Here is a 17,659-nt window from a genome sequence, read left to right as displayed (position 1 = left end):
ATAGTTGAACGCGCGGTCGGCAGAGCCGACCACCCTACGGCTTACAGGCGGCTTAAGGTCTCCAGCGCCTTCTCGAGCGTCTCGTCCTTCTTCGCAAAGCAGAAGCGCACCACACCCGATTCGGTCGGCTGGCTGTAGAAGGCCGACACCGGAATCGCCGCCACCTTCGCCTCGACGGTCAGCCACTTCGCAAACTCCGCTTCCGGCAAATCCGAGATCGCGCCATAGCGCACGCACTGGAAATAGGTGCCGTCCGCCGGCAGCAGTTCGAAACGCGAGCCGGCGAGTCCCTCGCGGAACAGGTCGCGCTTCTTCTGGTAGAAGGCCGGCAGCTCCAGGTAGGGCGCCGGGTCGGCCATGTAGGCGGCGATCCCATGCTGCATCGGGGTGTTCACGGTGAACACGTTGTACTGGTGGACCTTGCGGAATTCCACGGTGAGTGCGGCGGGGGCGGCCACGTAGCCGACCTTCCATCCGGTCACGTGGTAGGTCTTGCCGAAGCTCGAGATCAGGAAGGCGCGCTCGGCCAGCACGGGATGCCGCGCCACCGAGGCATGCTGCGCGCCGTCGAAGACCATGTGCTCGTACACCTCGTCGGACAGGACCAGGATCTCGGTGTCCGCCACGATCGCGGCCAGTGCTTCCAGGTCGGCGCTGCGCAGGATCGAGCCGGTGGGATTGTGCGGCGAATTCACGATGATCATGCGGGTGCGCGGGCTGACCGCGGCGGCCACCCGGTCCCAGGGCACACTGTAGCCCTGCTGGTCGACCCGCATCGCCACCGGCACCGGCACGCCGCCCGCCAGCGCGATCGCGGGCAGGTAGCAGTCGTAGGCAGGTTCGATGACGATCACCTCGTCGCCCGGGTGCACGCTGCACAGGATGGCGTTCTGGATTGCCTGCGAGGCGCCGCTGGTGACGGTGATCTCGGCGGCCGGGTCGTAGTGGCGGCCGTACAGCGTCTCGACCTTGGCGGCGATCGCCGCGCGCAGGGCCGGCACGCCGCTCATGAAGGGATACTGGTTGTGGCCGGCGCGCATGGCGTCGTCCACCAGGTCGATCAGCTTGGGATCGCAGCCGAAGTCGGGGAAGCCCTGGCCCAGGTTGACGGCGCCGTGCTCCATGGCGAGCTGCGACATCTGGGTGAAGACGGTGGTGCCGACGGCGGGCAGGCGGGTACGCAGGACGGGAGTGCTCATGACGGAAGAAAGAATCGCATTGGTCTTATTCTAGCGCGGCGGCGGCATGGAGCTTGAGCCAGGCCTCGGGCAGCATGATCTTGAACAGCCCTTCGCGCGCGGTGCGCCGGGCCAGCTTGAGCAGGGCCTTGTCCTTGGTGACCAGCACCTCGGCGCCGGCGTCGCGGGCGATCTCGAGGAATTTCTGGTCGTCGCGGTCGGTGCAGACCGGCAGGCGCAGGTGTTTCGCATCCGGCGCCACCACCCGCAGCAGGGTATCGAAGCGTTCGACCGCCCGGGCGCGGCTGGTTTCGTCCAGCGGCAGGTGAGGGTACTTGAGCACCGCCAGGTATTCGTCGCGGCAGTCGGCACGCGTCACGGCGACCAGGGCCCCGGATTCCAGCGCAGCCAGCAGGGGCGCCCAGCGCGCATCGTGGAACACGAACAGGTCGAGGCAGACATTGGTGTCGATGACGATGGGTTTGTCTGAAACGGGTATCATGTGGGCAATTTTTCTTTAGTTAGTCTGTCTGAACCGATGCTGATTGTCCTGTCGCCCGCAAAATCCCTCGATCTCGAATCCCCAAGCACCACCAAGAAGAGCAGCACACCGGACTTCATCCCGCGCGCCGCCGAGCTGATCGAGGTGCTGCGCGGCTATTCGCCCGCTAGAATAGCCGAGCTGATGGATCTGTCGGATACGCTGTCCATGCTCAACGTCTCGCGCTATGCGCACTGGAGCGAAGACCATGGCGAGGCGCGCCAGGCGATCATGTCCTTCGATGGCGACGTCTACACCGGCCTCGACGCGCGCAGCCTGGGTGCGAAAGAAATCGACTATGCGCAAAAGCACCTGCGCATACTGTCCGGCCTGTATGGCCTGCTGCGTCCGCTGGACCGCATGCATCCCTACCGCCTGGAAATGGGAACGCGCCTGAAGAACCCGCGCGGCAACAACCTGTATGCCTTCTGGGGCGACAGCGTGACGGAGGCGCTCAATGCCCAGATCGCGGCGACCAGGGCCAAGGCGCTGGTCAACCTGGCGTCGGAAGAATACTTCAAGTCGGTCAAGCCGAAGCAGCTCGGGGTGCCGGTGATCACACCGGTGTTCGAGGACTGGAAGAACGGCAAGTACAAGATCATCTCGTTCTTCGCCAAGCGCGCCCGCGGCATGATGGCGCGCTATGCGGCCCAGCACGGCATCAAGGACCCGGAACAGCTGAAGGGCTTCGACCTCGACGGCTATGCCTTCGAGGCCGCGGCTTCCGGCGAGAACACCTGGGTGTTCCGCCGCAAGCTGGCCGCCTGATTACAGGGCGTCCTTGGGAGCAGCCTTCGGGCCCGACTTCGACCAGAAGCGCCACCATGGGGCGTCGCCCACCGCGTTCGGGTTCAGGAAGCGGCTGTTCGGGTAGTTCAGCAGCAGCACGCGCTGGGTGTCGTCGCGCAGGACCGGCATGCCGAGCTTGTCGTAGGAGCGCATCATGAGGAACAGCGCTTCTTCGCGGGCCGGCGCGTCGCTGTATTCCTGCACGGCGAGCTGGGCGCGGTTGAGCGCAGCCAGGAAGGCGCCGCGGCGGTAGTAGTAATTCGCCACGTGCACTTCGTACTGGGCCATCGCGTTGACCAGGTAGTTCATGCGCGCGATCGAATCTTCGCGATACTTACTGTTCGGGAACTTGTCGACCAGGGCCTTGAAGGCGGCGAAGGCTTCACGGGTGGCCTTCGGGTCACGCTCGGTCGGATCCTGCGAGTAGATGAAGCTCAGGAAGCCCAACTGGTCGTTGAAGTTGATCAGGCCACGCAGGTAATACATATAGTCGACCTGGGCGTGGTTCGGGTGCAGCTTGATGAAGCGCTCGACCGCGGCCAGGGCCTGGGCCTGGTCCTGGGCCTTGTAATGAGCGTAGGCAATTTCCATCTGCGCTTGCGCGGCATAGGTGCCGAACGGGTAGTTGGATTCCAAGCGCTCGAACAGCTTGATTGCTGCTTCATAGTGGCCGCCGCTCATCTCATCGCGTGCCTCAGCGTATAATTTCTCCGCTGTCCAATTTTTGGTGTCGTCATCCGACTTCGGCAGGATGCTGCAGGCGGACAGACTCAGGGCCAAAGCGGCAACCAACACAGACAATTTTTTTTGCATAGCTCTTTGCAAGAAAGTTTTACCTAGATTCAACGAACGGCTGATTATAGCCGATGGGACTCACGTGATATTAACTCCTGCGCCGAATTCGGCGGAAATGCCTCTCGACCCCGATCTGGACGAGACCTTAGACGATGAACTGGAAGGCGGGTTCGAGCTCGCTCCCGGTACCGACCTGTCGCCGATCACCCTGCAGCTGAGCCCCGAAGCCTGCGGCCAGCGCCTCGACAAGGTGGTCGCCGGCCTGGTGCCGCAGTTCTCGCGCAGCCGTCTGCAACTGTGGTTCGACGGCGGCTTCGTCAAGGTCGACGGCAAGTCCGCGCGCGGCAAGGACACCGCCTACGGCGACGAAACCGTGCTGATCGAGCCGCAGGCCGCGCCGGAAGACACCGCATTTGCGCCGGAAGCCATGACGCTCGACATCGTGCACGAGGACGAGGACATCCTCGTCATCAACAAGCCGGCCGGCCTGGTCGTGCATCCGGGCGCCGGCAACTGGTCGGGCACGCTGCTGAACGGCCTGCTGCACCACTGCCCGCAACTGGTGGGCGTGCCGCGCGCAGGCATCGTGCACCGCCTCGACAAGGATACCAGCGGCCTGATGGTGGTCGGCAAGACCCTGGCCGCGCAGACCGACCTGGTGCGCCAGTTGCAGGCCCGCACCGTCAAGCGCGAGTACTTCGCGCTGGTCTGGGGCACGCCGCAGCTGTCCGGCACCATCAACGCCCCGATGGGCCGCCACCCGCGCGACCGCGTCAAGATGGCGGTGTCCTCGGGCATGTTCGGCAAGCCGGCCATCACCCATTACAAGCGCGTCGCCAGCGGCGACCTCGATCGCCGTCCGGTGTCGCTGGTGCGCTGCAGCCTGGAGACCGGCCGCACCCACCAGATCCGCGTCCACATGCAGCACCTGGGCTTTGCGCTGGTGGGCGACTCGGTCTACGGCAAGCAGCACCTGGTACCGGTGTTCCACCGCCAGGCGCTGCAGGCGCGCCGCCTCGGCCTGGTCCATCCGGGCACCGGCGAGCCCTGCGAATGGACGGTGCCGCTGGCAGCCGACTTCGCGGAACTGATCGCCAGGGCCGGCATCCCCGAGCCGGGCGACGACGACGCCGAGGAATGATGGAGCGCTCTGCACTGGTCTGGCCGGACTGGCCCGACCTGCCCTCGAAGGTCGGGGCGCTGGCCACCAGCCGCGACGGCGGCGTCAGTCGGGGTCCGTATGACGACGGCAAGGGCGGCGGGGGACTCAATCTCGGCATGCATTGCGGCGATGACCCGGACGCCGTGCGGACCAATCGCGAACGCCTCCAGGCGTATTTGCCGGGCCGCCCGGCCTGGATCGCCCAGGTGCATGGCGCCGACGTGGTCGACGCCTGTACGGTCGGTCCGGACCAGCCGGTGAGGACCGGCGACGCCGGCATCGCGTCTGATGTGGGCGTGGTCTGCGCGATCCTGACCGCGGACTGCCTGCCGGTGCTGTTCGCCGACCTCGACGGCAAGGTGGTGGGTGCGGCCCATGCCGGCTGGCGCGGATTGGCGGCGGGTGTGCTGGGCGAGACCGTGCGCGCCATGCGCGCGGCCGGCGCCGGCGAGATCACTGCCTGGATGGGGCCGGCGATCGGACCGCAGGCCTTCGAGGTGGGTGAAGACGTGCGCGAGGCTTTCATGGCCGCGATGCCGGGAGAAGCGACCCTTGCCGCGTTCCGGCAAAAATCTGACCAACCGGTCAAATTCTTGGCCGACATGCCGGCGCTGGCGCGCCTGATGCTGGCGCGCGACGGCGTCACGCGTGTCCATGGCGGCAATCTCTGCACCGCCACGGCGCCAGAGCGCTTCTATTCCTACCGCCGCGACGGGGTGACCGGCCGCCAGGCCAGCCTGATCTGGATCAAATGATGGGGGCGGGCCTGGGCGAGAATGCTCAGTCGCCGCCACCGCCACCGTCGCCGCCGTCGCAGCCGGCGTCATCCGTTGCACAGGACTTGCCGCCGGCCATCGCCGGCACGCCACCGTCGCCCGCCGACCCCGCTGTCGCGTTGCGTGCCTGCGCTTCACGCCGCGCACGCCGCCGTTTTGACCCTGTGAGATAAAAAACAATGGATAATGGCAGGGCGCAATAGAACACGAAGGTCATCAGGCCGTGCACGATGGTCGGTTCGGTCGCTGCCATCAGGGCGACCACGTAAATCCAGGCAACGGCGACGATCCACATGAGCTTCTCCAAGGTTTCTACTCTGTACTGTACCCCGATTCTAAACAACGGATGCCGACATGAACATGCCTGACCCCCAAGCTTTTGCTGCCTCCTGGATGACCCAGTTCGCCGATCCCAACCTCTGGCAGGGCTGGATGACGATGCCGAGCATGCCGGCAATGGCGCCCCAGGCCGCCGGGGCCAACCCGCTGGCCGGCCTGCTGAAGGATGTCGGCGCCGGCATCGCGCCGGCCAGGCTCGAAGCCATCCGCGACGACTACCTCAAGAAGGCCGGGCAGCTATGGCAGGACTTCGTCAGCGGCAAGACGCCCGAGTTCCATGACAAGCGCTTCTCGTCCACCGAATGGCGCGAACACCCGATGTCGGCGTTTTCCGCCGCGTCCTACCTGCTGAATTCGGAATTCATGCTGGCCCTGGCCGACGCCGTCGAGGCCGGCCCGCGCGAGCGTCAGAAGATCCGTTTCGCGGTCCAGCAGATGGTCGATGCCATGTCGCCGGCCAATTTCTTCGCCACCAATCCGGAAGCGCAGAAGAAGCTGATCGAGACCAAGGGTGAAAGCCTCACCAAGGGCCTGGCGAACATGCTGGCCGACATGCAGAAGGGCCGCATCTCGCAGTCCGACGAATCGGCCTTCGAAGTCGGCCGCAACGTCGGCACCACGCCGGGCCAGGTCGTGTTCGAGAACGAGCTGTTCCAGCTGATCCAGTACACCCCGGCGACCCCGACCGTGAAGGCGGTGCCGCTGCTGATGATCCCGCCCTGCATCAACAAGTTCTACATCCTCGACCTGCAGCCTGAAAACTCCCTGGTGCGCTACGCGGTGGAGCAGGGCAATACCGTGTTCATGGTCTCCTGGCGCAATCCGGACCGCAGCCTTGGCAACACCCGCTGGGACGACTACGTCGAGACGGGCGCCATCAAGGCGATCGAGGTGGCGCGCGAGATCAGCGGCCAGGACAAGACCCACGTGTTCGGTTTCTGCGTCGGCGGCACCATCGCCGCCACCGCGCTGGCGGTGCTGGCGGCGCGCGGCCAGCAGCCGGCAGCCAGCCTGTCGCTGCTGACCACGCTGCTCGACTTCCAGGACACCGGCGTGCTCGAAGTCTTCGTGGACGAAGCCCAGGTGGCCCTGCGCGAGCAGGCCCTGGGCAGCGGCGGCCTGATGCCGGGCCGCGACCTGGCCACGACCTTCTCGGCCCTGCGCCCGAACGACCTGGTGTGGAACTACGTGCAGCAGAACTACCTGAAGGGCAAGGAACCGCCGGCCTTCGACCTGCTGTACTGGAATGCCGACAGTACCAACCTGCCGGGCCCGATGTTCTGCTGGTACCTGCGCAATACCTACCTGGAAAACAAGCTGAAGCTGCCGGGCGCGCTGACTGTTTGCGGCGTGCCGGTCGACCTCGGCCGGATCGATTGCCCGGTCTTCCTCTATGGTTCCAAGGAAGACCACATCGTGCCCTGGGAAGCCGCCTTCGCCTCGATGGACCTGCTGAATCCGAAGAACCCGAAGGCCAACCGCTACGTGCTGGGCGCCTCGGGCCACATCGCGGGCGTGATCAACCCGGCCTCGAAGAACAAGCGCAGCTATTGGGTCAATGACAAGGCCGGCAAGGCGCGCCCGAAGACGGCCGAGGCCTGGTTCGCGGGCGCGACCGAGCAGAAGGGCAGCTGGTGGCCGGAGTGGGCGAAATTCCTGGCCGAGAACGGCGGCGCCGACGTGCCGGCGCCTGCGGCCTTCGGAAACGAGCGCTACCAGCCGACCGAAGCGGCGCCGGGCCGCTACGTCAAGGCCAGGGCAGACTGATCGCGCACATATCAAAATAACCACGGAAGTTTGTAGTCTAATAATTGCTGCACCTGCGCGCAGGTCGTGGTATGGTGTGGGCTTGTCCGTCCCGCTGGGCAACAATCGTCTTTGCGGAACGGGCTCCGGACCGGCTACTTTGGTAAGCAATCAAGAAAAATAGCGTGCGGTCGACGCTACCGCAACGCACAACATGAGACATGAAATGAGTAGTGTGAAAAAGAGTGCTGAACGCCTGATCAAGAAGTATCCGAACCGCCGTCTGTACGACACCCAGACCAGTTCCTACATCACCCTGACCGACGTGAAGCAACTGGTGCTCGACGCCGACGAGTTCACCGTCGTCGACGCCAAGAGCAACGAAGACCTGACCCGCAGCATCCTGCTCCAGATCATCCTGGAAGAGGAGGCCAACGGCGTCCCGATGTTCTCGAGTTCGGTACTGGCCCAGATCATCCGCTACTACGGCCACGCCATGCAGGGCATGATGGGTTCTTACCTCGAGAAGAACGTGCAGGCCTTCACCGACATCCAGAACAAGTTCACCAGCAATGCCGCCGGCGCCCTGGAGGGCAAGCCCTTCAGCCCGGAAATGTGGACCCAGTTCATGAACGTCCAGGGCCCGATGATGCAGGGCATGATGAACAACTACATCGACCAGTCGAAGAACCTGTTCCTGCAGATGCAGGAACAGATGCAGAACCAGAGCAAGGCCATGTTCGGTGCCTTCCCGTTCCCGGGCATGACGCCGCCGCCGACCGACAAGAAGTAAGCAAGTAGCAAGAGTCGTCGTTTTACGACATCAGTCGGCCCTGTCCTGGGCCGGCTTCCCACCCCACCGGTTCCCCCGAGGGACCCGCTTCGGGTACAATCGTGGATTGCCCAGATTCTTTGTCGTCCGCCCATGACCGAACTTCGCCGTATTCCTTCCTCCGCCAACACCGCAGCCGCCCCAGCCGCAGCCGCCGCGCCTTCGCTCGTCATCCCGAGCCCGGCCGCAGGCATCGCCGCGCCGAAAGTCGGCTTCGTGTCGCTCGGCTGCCCGAAGGCGCTGGTCGATTCCGAGCAGATCCTGACCCAGCTGCGCGCCGAAGGCTACCAGACCGCCAAGTCCTATGACGGCGCCGACCTGGTCATCGTGAACACCTGCGGCTTCATCGACGCCGCGGTGCAGGAATCGCTGGACGCGATCGGCGAGGCGCTGGCCGAGAACGGCAAGGTCATCGTCACCGGCTGCCTGGGCGCCAAGAAGGATGCCGCGGGCGACGACATCATCACCAAGGTGCACCCGAAGGTGCTGGCCGTGACCGGCCCGCACGCGGTCGCCGAGGTGATGGAATCGGTCCACCTGCACCTGCCGAAACCGCACGACCCCTTCCTCGACCTGGTGCCGGACCACGGCGTCAAGCTGACCCCGAAGCACTACGCCTACCTGAAGATCTCGGAAGGTTGCAACCACCGCTGCAGCTTTTGCATCATCCCGTCGATGCGCGGCGACCTGGTGTCGCGCCCGATCCACGAGGTGCTGCAGGAAGCCGAGAACCTGTTCAAGGCCGGCGTCAAGGAACTGCTGGTGATCTCGCAGGACACCAGCGCCTACGGCGTCGACGTCAAGTTCCGCACCGGCTTCTGGAACGGCCGCCCGGTCAAGACCCACATGACCCAGCTGACCGAAGAACTGGGCAAGCTGGCGCGCCAGTACGGCGCCTGGGTGCGCATGCACTACGTCTATCCGTACCCGCACGTCGACCAGGTCATCCCGCTGATGGGCGACGGCCATGTGCTGCCTTACCTCGACATCCCGATGCAGCACGCGCACCCGGACGTCCTGAAGCGCATGAAGCGCCCGGCCAGCGGCGAGAAGAACCTCGACCGCATCCAGGCGTGGCGCAAGATGAACCCGGACCTGACCATCCGCTCGACCTTCATCGCCGGCTTCCCGGGCGAGACGGAAGCCGAATTCGAATACCTGCTGGACTTCCTGCGTGAAGCGCAGATCGACCGCCTGGGCTGCTTCGCCTATTCGCCGGTCGAGGGCGCGACCGCCAATCTGCTGGACAATCCGGTGCCGCAAGAAGTGCGCGAAGAGCGCCGTGGCCGCGTCATGCTGCTGCAGGAAGAGATCTCGCTCAAGCGCATGCAGGCCAAGATCGGCAAGACCATGCGCGTGCTGGTCGACGAAGTCGGCGCCCGCGAAGCGATCGGCCGTACCGCCGCCGACGCGCCGGAGATCGACGGCGTGGTCCACATCAAGCGCGCCCTGGCGCCGGGCAAGGCCAAGCCGGCCGTGGGCCAGTTCATCGACGTGGTGATCACCAAGGCCGACGCCCACGACCTGTGGGCCACGGTGGCCTGAAGCGGGCAGCAAACATGACCCAGAAGACCGTCCAGACTTCCCTGATCCACAGCGATTACGAAGCCCCGGGCGGCTTCGACGCCTTCCCGCCCGGCGTGCACCGCGCCTCGACGGTCCTGTTCGAGAACGTCGCCGCGATGCGCTCGGGCCAGTGGAAGGACAAGACCTCCTATACCTACGGCCTGCACGGCACGCCGACCACCTTCACGCTGGAAGCGCGGCTCGCGCAGATCGAGGGCGGCAAGCACTGCCTGCTGGCGCCCTCGGGCCTGTCGGCGATCGCGATGATCAACTTCGCGCTGCTCAAGAGCGGCGACGACGTGCTGCTGCCCGAGAACGTCTACAACCCGAACCGCGAACTGGGACGCTGGCTGTCACAGGACTTCGGCGTGAGCGCGCGTTTCTACGATCCGATGATCGGCAGCAGCATCGCGGCGCTGATCCGGCCGGAGACAAAGCTGGTCTGGACCGAGGCGCCGGGTTCGGTGTCGATGGAAGTGCCGGACCTGCCGGCGATCTGCAAGGCGGCGAAGGACAAGGGCGTGCCGGTAGCGCTCGACAACACCTGGTCGGCCGGCCTGGCGCTGCGCGGCTTCGACGTCGGCGCGGACATCGTCATGCACGCGCTGACCAAGTACCAGTCGGGCGGTGCCGACCTGCTGATGGGCGCCGTGATCACGCAGGACCGCGCGCTGAACGACCAGCTGGCGCAGGCGCACATGCGCCTCGGCCTGGGCGTGGGCGCCGACGATGCCTACCTGGTGATGCGCGGCCTGCCGAGCATGAAGCTGCGCTTCGAGGCACATGACCTTGGTGCGCGCAAGCTGGCGGCCTGGCTCAAGGCCCGTCCCGAGATCAGCAAGGTGCTGCACCCGGCCTTCGAGGATTGCCCGGGTCACGCCAACTGGAAGCGCGATTTCCAGGGCGCCGGCGGCCTGTTCTCGGTGCTGTTCGATCCGCGCTATACGGAAGAGCAGACCGACCGCTTCGTGGATTCCCTGACGCTGTTCGGCCTCGGCTACAGCTGGGGCGGTCCGAACAGCCTGGTGATGCCTTACCGGATCCGCGCGATCCGCAGCCAGTGGCAGGAAGAGGGCGTGCTGGTGCGCTTCAATGTCGGGCTGGAAGACACGGACGACCTGATCGCCGACATCGGGCAGGCGCTCGCACAGCTCTAACACCCCGAGCGGCGGCAATGGAAGATCAGCCAAGCGGCCCGGCTGTCAGCTACAAACGCTGCGCACTTGATTCCATGGACGGATAGCCGGGCGACCTGGCTTCCGCCTGAGCCGGGGCCCGCTGGTTCAGGACACTGTTGTATTCATGACGATCATCATTTCCACAAGGAAACTTCCGTGATAAACTTGCTTTAGAGTAAGTTTAATTATTTCGCAGCAATATTGCGAAAATCATATAGGGAAGAATGATGACCACCACCACTTCGTCCGTCAGCACCACGCTGAATGCCACCACCGACGACCTGATCCTGACCGGAACGGCTGACATCAACGGTACCGGCAATTTGCGCAACAACACGATCACCGGGAACTCCGGTGCGAACGTTCTGAACGGACTGGCCGGCGCGGATACCCTGATCGGCGGTTCCGGCAACGATACCTATGTGGTGGACAATATCGGAGACAGGGTGGTCGAACAGCCGGGCGAAGGCGTGGACTCGGTCCAGGCCAGCGTTGCCCATACCCTGTCCGAGGATGTCGAGCACCTCACCCTGACCGGTACCGGGAGCATCGCGGGCGGCGGGAACGCGCTGGACAACACGATCACCGGCAACAACGCCAGCAATACGCTCAGCGGCGCGGCCGGCGACGATAGCCTGGTCGGCAACGGCGGCAACGACCTGCTCGACGGCGGGGCGGGTGCCGACACGATGCTGGGCGGAGTGGGCAACGATACCTATGTGGTCGACCAGGCCGGCGACAGCGTGAGCGAAGCGGCGGCTGCCGGTGCCGACACGGTCAAGTCGGGCATCAGCTATACGCTGGGCGACAACCTCGAACACCTGACCCTGACCGGGGATGCGGCTATCGATGGTGTCGGCAACGCCCTCGACAACGTCCTCACCGGCAATGGCGGGAACAACAGCCTCGGCGGCGGAGCCGGCGACGATACCCTCGACGGCGGCCAGGGCGCGGACCGGATGAACGGCGCCAGCGGCAACGATACGTATGTGGTCGATGATGCGGGTGACCTGGTGGACGAACTGGCGGACGAAGGCGTGGACTTGGTCGAGTCCGGCATCAGCTACACGCTGACCGCCAATGTCGAGAACCTGGTGTTGACCGGCGGCGCCGCCACCAGCGGCACCGGCAACGAGCTCGACAACGATATCACCGGTAATGCCGCGTCCAACGTCCTGTTCGGGCTGGCCGGCAAGGACACCATCAACGGCGGCGCCGGCGCCGATCAGTTGCACGGTGGAACTGGCGATGATACCTATATCGTCGACAACGCGGGAGACGTGGTCTTCGAACTCGACGGCGAGGGGACGGACAAGGTACTGTCGAGCGTCACCCACGTCCTTGGCGCGGCGGTCGAACACCTGACACTGACCGGTGGCGGCAACGCCGCGGGCAGTGGCAATGAGCTCGACAACACGATCACCGGCAACACCGGCAGCAATATCCTGAGCGGCGGCACCGGCAACGACAGCTTGCAGGACAATGGCGGCAACGACCTGCTCGACGGCGGCACGGGCGCCGACACCATGCAGGGCGGCATCGGTAACGATACCTATGTGGTCGACGACGCCGGCGACCTCGTTTCCGAAGCCTTGAGCGCCGGCCTCGACACCACTCGCTCCGGCATCGACTACACCCTGACCGACAACGTCGAGAACCTGGTGCTGACCGGCGTGCAGGACCTGAAGGGCACGGGCAACGCACTGGGCAACGTCATGACTGGCAACAGCGGCAACAATACGCTGAACGCGGATGCCGGCAACGATACCGTGAACGCCGGCGAGGGCAATGACCTGGTGGACGGCGGCGAGGGCAACGACCAGCTCAATGGCGAAGCGGGCGAGGACACCCTGAATGGCGGGACCGGCAACGACAGGCTGGACGGCGGCATCGGTGCCGACAGGATGACCGGGGGCATTGGCGACGACATCTACGAGGTCGACGATAACGGTGACATCGTCGCCGAAGACGCGGGCGCCGGCACCGACCTGGCCGAGTCGAGCATCTCCTATACCCTGACCGCGAACGTCGAGAACCTGACGCAGACCGGCAGCGCAGACATTCACGGTAGCGGCAACGAACTCGACAACATCATCAACGGCAATGCCGGCGCCAATACCCTGTATGGCCTGGACGGCAATGACACGCTCAATGGCAATGGCGGCAGTGATTCCCTGTCTGGCGGTAACGGCAACGACCTGCTCAACGGCGGCCTTGACGCCGACAGCATGAGCGGCGGCACCGGCGACGACGTCTACATCGTCGACCACGCCGGCGACATCGTTGTCGAGAACGCCGGCGAGGGCGTGGACAAGGTGCAGTCGAGCGTCGCCTATACGCTGACGGACAAGGTCGAGAACCTGAGCCTGACGGGCATCGGCTCCATCAGCGCCAGCGGTAACGAGCTCGACAACACGATCATCGGCAACAGCGGCCACAATGTCCTGTTCGGCGGTGCGGGCAACGACACCCTGAACGACAACGCCGGCGACGACCGGCTCGACGGCGGCACTGGCGCCGACACCATGGCCGGCGGCGCTGCGAACGACACCTATGTGGTCGACAACGCGGGCGACGTCGTGATCGAGGGCGTGGGCGCGGGCACGGACACGGTCGAATCCAGCGTCGACCATACCCTGGCAACCAACGTCGACAACCTGGAGCTGACCGGTTCGCAAGACCTGGTGGGCAACGGCAATGCGCTGAACAACGTCATTACCGGCAACAGCGGCAATAACAGCACCGATGCCGGCGCGGGCAACGACACGGTCCATGCCGGCGAAGGCAAGGACGTGGTCAGCGGCGGCGACGGCAATGATGCGCTGTACGGCGAAGGCGGCGACGACCGCTTGCAGGGCGACGCGGGCAATGACCTGCTCGACGGCGGCCTGGGTGGCGACCACATGGCCGGCGGCCTCGGCGACGATACCTACAAGGTCGACGATGCGGGCGACCTGGTCGTCGAAGACGGCGCGGCCGGCACCGATCACGTGCAATCCAGCATCACCTATACGCTGACCGCGAACGTCGAGAACCTGACGCTGACCGGCGCGGCGCACATCGACGGCGCCGGCAACGCGCTGAACAACATCATCGTCGGCAACAGCGGCAGCAACCGGCTGGATGGACTGGGCGGCAACGACACCATCCGCGCAGGCGCCGACAACGACACGCTGAGTGGCGGCGACGGCAACGACACGCTGTATGGCGAAGCGGGCGACGACCAGCTGCAGGGCGACGCCGGCGACGACGTGCTGAACGGTGGCGTGGGCAACGACAGCATGCAAGGCGGCAGCGGCGACGACACCTATGTCGTCGACAGCGCCGCCGACCTCACGGTCGAGGCGGCAGACGAGGGCACCGACACCGTGCAGGCGGGTGTCAGCTACACACTGGCGGCGCAGGTGGAAAACCTGGTGCTGACCGGTTCGGCCAATACGGCCGGCACCGGCAACGCGCTGGACAATGTCATCACGGGCAACACCGGCGCCAACGAGCTCAGCGGCGGCGCGGGCAACGACACCCTGGTCGCCAACGCCGGCAACGACATGCTCGACGGCGGCACCGGTGCCGACACCATGCACGGCGGGGCCGGTAACGACACCTATGTGGTCGACGTCCTCGGCGACGTGGTGGTCGAAGGCAGCGGCGCCGGTAGCGACACGGTCGAGGCCGGCATTGACTACACGCTCGGCGCCAACGTCGAGAACCTGGTCCTGACGGGCGACGCCCTGAACGGCACCGGCAATGCGCTCTCCAACACGATCACCGGCAACGCCGGGGACAACCTGATCGACGGCGGCGCGGCCGCGGATACGCTGAGCGGCGGCGCCGGCAACGACACTTATATCGTCGACACCGGCAGCGACGTGATCGTCGAGGCGGCGGGTGGCGGGATCGACCTTGCGCGCGCCAGCGCCAGCTACGTGCTGGGCGCCAACGTCGAGCACCTGGTGCTGACCGGCCTTGCGGCGATCAACGGCACCGGCAACGCCCTGGACAACAGCATCACGGGCAACGATGCGAACAACGTCCTGAACGGCGGGGCCGGCGCCGACGCGCTGGCAGGTGGCGCTGGTAACGACAGCTACGTGGTGGACGACGCCGGCGACACCGTGGTGGAGAACGCGGGCGAGGGCCTGGACCTGGTGCAGGCCAGCGTCAGCCACCATCTCTCCGCCAACGTCGAGAACCTGACCCTCGTGGGCAACGGCGCCATCGACGGCAGCGGCAATGAACTGGACAACGTCATGACCGGCAATGCCGGCGCCAACCGGCTCGATGGCGGCGCCGGCAGGGACACGCTGTCCGGCGGGGCCGGCGCGGACGTCCTGGCTGGCGGCGCCGGCGACGATACCTACCGCTTCGGACGCGGCGACGGCGCCGACCGCATCGTCGATGCCGAGGGCGGCAACACCCTGCACCTGGCCGGCGGCCTGACCCAGGCCGACCTGGTGGCGAGCATGTCGGGCAATGATTTGGTGCTCGGCATCAAGGGCACGAGCGACAGCGCGCTGCTGACCGACTGGTTGAATCAGGCCGAGGGCGCGAGCCGCGTGGTCTTCGACAATGGCAGCGCGCTCGACCGTGCGGGCCTGATCGGGCTGCTGGGCAATGTCCCGATTGCGCTTGCCGACAAGCTGGGAGCGCGCGAGGATGGCGGCGTGGTCCAGGTCGCGACCAGCGCGCTGCTGGCGAACGACAGCAACCCGGCCGCGGGCGTGGTGGCGGTCGGCGCATCGGCCCTCGGCGCTCAGGTGGCGCTGGCCGGCGACACGGTACGGTACGACATCGGCGCCGGCTTCCAGGAACTGGGGCAGGGCGAGGTGCTCAAGGACAGCTTCAGCTACACGGTCCAGGACGATCTCGGCCGCAGCGCCACCGGGGTCGTCCATGTCGAGATCACGGGCGTGAACGACGGCCCGGTCGCGACGCTGGACAGTGCCGCGTTCAAAGAGGGCGAAGCGATGACCGGCAACGTGCTTGCCAACGACAGTGACATCGACCGCGGCACCGTGCTGCAGGTGGCGACGCCCGCCACCATGGCCGGCGCCTACGGCACCCTGCTCATCGACAAGGCGGGCAACTACAGCTACACCCTGAACGCCGCCGGCGCCTACGACGCTTCGCAGGCCGTGGACGGCGTGTTGACCGAGCGCTTCGACTACGTCGCCACCGACGGCATCGCCAGCGCGTCCTCCACGCTGGAGATCCGGGTGACCCTGTCCAACCAGGCCCCGGTCGCGGCGGACGACGCAGTGCAGGTCGCGGAAGACGGCGTGGGCGTCAGCGGCAATGTGCTCGCCAACGACCGCGACGCGGATGCCGGCACGGTCCTGCGGGTCGTGGCGCCGGGCAGCTACGTCGGCACCTACGGCACCCTGGTGCTGGCGCAGGACGGCAGCTACACGTACAGCCTGGACAAGGGCGATGCCCGGATACAGTCGCTGGCCGAGGGCCAGACCCTGGTCGACAGCTTCGGCTACGGCGCGACCGACGGCAGCGCCGCGGTCCAGTCGAGCCTGACCGTCACGATCACCGGCAGCAACGACGCGCCAGTCGTCATGGCCGATGCCGCCTCGGTGGCAGAAGACGGCGCCGTGACCGCGAGCGGCAATGTGCTGAGCAACGACAGCGATGCAGATGCCGGCGCGCTGCTCACGGTCGTGGCCCCGGGCACCTACACCGGTGCCTATGGCACGCTGACGCTGGCGCAGGACGGCAGCTATACCTACCGTCTGAACAATGACGCGAAAGACGTGCAGTCGCTGGCGCAAGCTGCCGTCGTGGTTGACCGCTTCAGCTACGGCGCCACCGACGGCAGCGCGACGGTCGGCGGCAGCCTGGCCATCAGCATCACCGGCAGCAACGACAAGCCGGTGCTGGCTGCCGATACCGCATCGATGCTGGCCAATCAGCGCTCCGTCAGCGGCAACCTGCTGTTGAACGACAGCGACATCGACGCCGGCACCGCGCTCGGCACGCTCGCGGGCAGCTTGTCCGGCAAGTACGGCACGCTGGTGCTGACGGCCGATGGAAGCTATACCTACGAGCTCGCGGTATCCGCCGCGATCGCATCGATGGGGCGCGGCACGAGCGTGGTCGAGCAGTTCGACTACACCGGCAGCGACGGCCTGGCTTCGCTCCTGTCTTCGCTCGCGATCACGGTGAACGGCATCAACGACGCTCCGGTGCTGGCGAAGGCGCTGGCGGACATGCACATCAACTTCAACAAGGGCTTCTGGTTCCAACTGCCGGCCGGCAGCTTCGCCGATGTCGACAAGGGCGACACCCTGGTCTATTCGGCGACGCTGGCCGACGGCTCGGCCCTGCCGTCGTGGCTGAAGTTCGACGGCGCCACCGGCACCTTCTCCGGTACCGCGCCGAAGGCAGTCACCTCACTCGAGCTGCGGCTCACCGCGACCGACAAGGCCCTTGGCGCCGGCGGCAACCTGTCGGTCTCGGACGTGTTCAAGCTGTTTGTGAACCACGGCAACAACGGCGGCGGCAACGGCGTCGATGCGGCGCCGTCGGGCCAGCAGACCGACAAGGACAGCCCGCCGGTGGACAACCCGTGGGTCCTGCAGGGCGGCCAGAGCGGGGGCGGCAAGCTGGTGCTGCCGGCAGCGGCTGCTACCGATGCGGGCTACCACTACGGTGCGGCCGATAGCGGCCCGGCACTCCTGGTCGGCGTCCAGGACACGTATGGCGCCGACCTGCTGATCGGCTGAGCCAGAACGCGCGCCGGCATGCAAGA

Annotated in this window: 12 protein-coding genes; 8 read left to right on the top strand and 4 right to left on the bottom strand. The window is 66.0% G+C overall.

Features of this window, described 5'->3' with window-relative positions; genetic code table 11:
• Positions 1 to 41 precede the first annotated feature (41 nt).
• A complete protein-coding gene (locus ACSQ25_RS13795) occupies positions 42 to 1,199 on the bottom strand; it encodes a pyridoxal phosphate-dependent aminotransferase (protein WP_436106252.1) in 1,158 nt (385 codons plus the stop codon).
• 25 nt (positions 1,200 to 1,224) lie between these two features.
• Entirely contained in the window at positions 1,225 to 1,680 is a 456-nt protein-coding gene (locus tag ACSQ25_RS13790; RefSeq protein ID WP_436106251.1) for a putative toxin-antitoxin system toxin component, PIN family, read from the bottom strand.
• A 36-nt stretch (positions 1,681 to 1,716) separates the two neighbouring features.
• On the opposite strand from ACSQ25_RS13790, the gene yaaA reads away from it, so the two are divergent.
• Positions 1,717 to 2,487 carry a peroxide stress protein YaaA gene (gene yaaA / locus ACSQ25_RS13785; RefSeq protein ID WP_436106250.1) on the top strand — a complete coding sequence of 257 codons (771 nt, stop codon included), beginning with the start codon at positions 1,717 to 1,719 and terminating at the stop codon, positions 2,485 to 2,487.
• On the opposite strand, the gene ACSQ25_RS13780 is transcribed toward yaaA, so the two are convergent.
• Positions 2,488 to 3,321, bottom strand: coding sequence for an outer membrane protein assembly factor BamD (locus tag ACSQ25_RS13780; RefSeq protein WP_436106249.1), 834 nt, complete (start codon positions 3,319 to 3,321; stop codon positions 2,488 to 2,490). It abuts the gene before it with no gap.
• Positions 3,322 to 3,418: 97 nt separating this feature from the next.
• Here ACSQ25_RS13780 and ACSQ25_RS13775 point away from each other — a divergent pair, with 97 nt between their 5' ends.
• Together ACSQ25_RS13775 and pgeF are read left to right on the top strand one after the other, a co-directional pair.
• On the top strand, positions 3,419 to 4,444 hold the full coding sequence (locus tag ACSQ25_RS13775) for an RluA family pseudouridine synthase (RefSeq protein WP_436106248.1): 1,026 nt from the start codon (positions 3,419 to 3,421) through the stop codon (positions 4,442 to 4,444).
• Entirely contained in the window at positions 4,444 to 5,220 is a 777-nt protein-coding gene (pgeF, locus tag ACSQ25_RS13770; protein ID WP_436108078.1) for a peptidoglycan editing factor PgeF, read from the top strand. The genes ACSQ25_RS13775 and pgeF overlap by 1 nt, the downstream gene beginning before the upstream one ends.
• 25 nt (positions 5,221 to 5,245) lie before the next feature.
• Here the strand turns inward: pgeF and ACSQ25_RS13765 are convergent, their stop codons facing one another.
• Positions 5,246 to 5,536: a hypothetical protein gene (locus ACSQ25_RS13765; RefSeq protein WP_436106247.1), complete on the bottom strand. Its 291-nt coding sequence runs from the start codon at positions 5,534 to 5,536 to the stop codon at positions 5,246 to 5,248.
• 59 nt (positions 5,537 to 5,595) lie between these two features.
• On the opposite strand from ACSQ25_RS13765, the gene phaC reads away from it, so the two are divergent.
• From phaC to ACSQ25_RS13740, 5 genes are all read left to right on the top strand, one after another.
• The gene (gene phaC, locus ACSQ25_RS13760; RefSeq protein ID WP_436106246.1) at positions 5,596 to 7,347 is read left to right on the top strand and encodes a class I poly(R)-hydroxyalkanoic acid synthase; all 1,752 of its coding nucleotides are present in this window, start codon (positions 5,596 to 5,598) and stop codon (positions 7,345 to 7,347) included.
• 205 nt (positions 7,348 to 7,552) lie between these two features.
• Entirely contained in the window at positions 7,553 to 8,119 is a 567-nt protein-coding gene (phaR, locus tag ACSQ25_RS13755) for a polyhydroxyalkanoate synthesis repressor PhaR (RefSeq protein WP_436106245.1), read from the top strand.
• A gap of 132 nt (positions 8,120 to 8,251) precedes the next feature.
• The gene (gene rimO / locus ACSQ25_RS13750; RefSeq protein WP_436106244.1) at positions 8,252 to 9,703 is read left to right on the top strand and encodes a 30S ribosomal protein S12 methylthiotransferase RimO; all 1,452 of its coding nucleotides are present in this window, start codon (positions 8,252 to 8,254) and stop codon (positions 9,701 to 9,703) included.
• Positions 9,704 to 9,717: 14 nt separating this feature from the next.
• Complete coding sequence (locus tag ACSQ25_RS13745) at positions 9,718 to 10,881, top strand: cystathionine beta-lyase (protein WP_436106243.1); 1,164 nt, start codon at positions 9,718 to 9,720, stop codon at positions 10,879 to 10,881.
• Positions 10,882 to 11,129: 248 nt separating this feature from the next.
• Entirely contained in the window at positions 11,130 to 17,633 is a 6,504-nt protein-coding gene (locus tag ACSQ25_RS13740) for a VCBS domain-containing protein (RefSeq protein ID WP_436106242.1), read from the top strand.
• Positions 17,634 to 17,659: the final 26 nt, after the last annotated feature.

Origin of the sequence: Massilia sp. LjRoot122, from assembly GCF_964252725.1 — a bacterium.
Classification (GTDB): Bacteria; Pseudomonadota; Gammaproteobacteria; order Burkholderiales; family Burkholderiaceae_D; genus Telluria.
This window is presented reverse-complemented; position numbering and strand designations above follow the sequence as displayed.

Coding starts and splice junctions, on each gene's coding strand:
- ACSQ25_RS13795 (WP_436106252.1), bottom strand. CDS start 1,199: ATGAGCACTCCCGTCCTGCGTACCCGCCTGCCCGCCGTCGGCACCACC.
- ACSQ25_RS13790 (WP_436106251.1), bottom strand. CDS start 1,680: ATGATACCCGTTTCAGACAAACCCATCGTCATCGACACCAATGTCTGC.
- yaaA (WP_436106250.1), top strand. CDS start 1,717: ATGCTGATTGTCCTGTCGCCCGCAAAATCCCTCGATCTCGAATCCCCA.
- ACSQ25_RS13780 (WP_436106249.1), bottom strand. CDS start 3,321: ATGCAAAAAAAATTGTCTGTGTTGGTTGCCGCTTTGGCCCTGAGTCTG.
- ACSQ25_RS13775 (WP_436106248.1), top strand. CDS start 3,419: ATGCCTCTCGACCCCGATCTGGACGAGACCTTAGACGATGAACTGGAA.
- pgeF (WP_436108078.1), top strand. CDS start 4,444: ATGGAGCGCTCTGCACTGGTCTGGCCGGACTGGCCCGACCTGCCCTCG.
- ACSQ25_RS13765 (WP_436106247.1), bottom strand. CDS start 5,536: ATGTGGATCGTCGCCGTTGCCTGGATTTACGTGGTCGCCCTGATGGCA.
- phaC (WP_436106246.1), top strand. CDS start 5,596: ATGAACATGCCTGACCCCCAAGCTTTTGCTGCCTCCTGGATGACCCAG.
- phaR (WP_436106245.1), top strand. CDS start 7,553: ATGAGTAGTGTGAAAAAGAGTGCTGAACGCCTGATCAAGAAGTATCCG.
- rimO (WP_436106244.1), top strand. CDS start 8,252: ATGACCGAACTTCGCCGTATTCCTTCCTCCGCCAACACCGCAGCCGCC.
- ACSQ25_RS13745 (WP_436106243.1), top strand. CDS start 9,718: ATGACCCAGAAGACCGTCCAGACTTCCCTGATCCACAGCGATTACGAA.
- ACSQ25_RS13740 (WP_436106242.1), top strand. CDS start 11,130: ATGACCACCACCACTTCGTCCGTCAGCACCACGCTGAATGCCACCACC.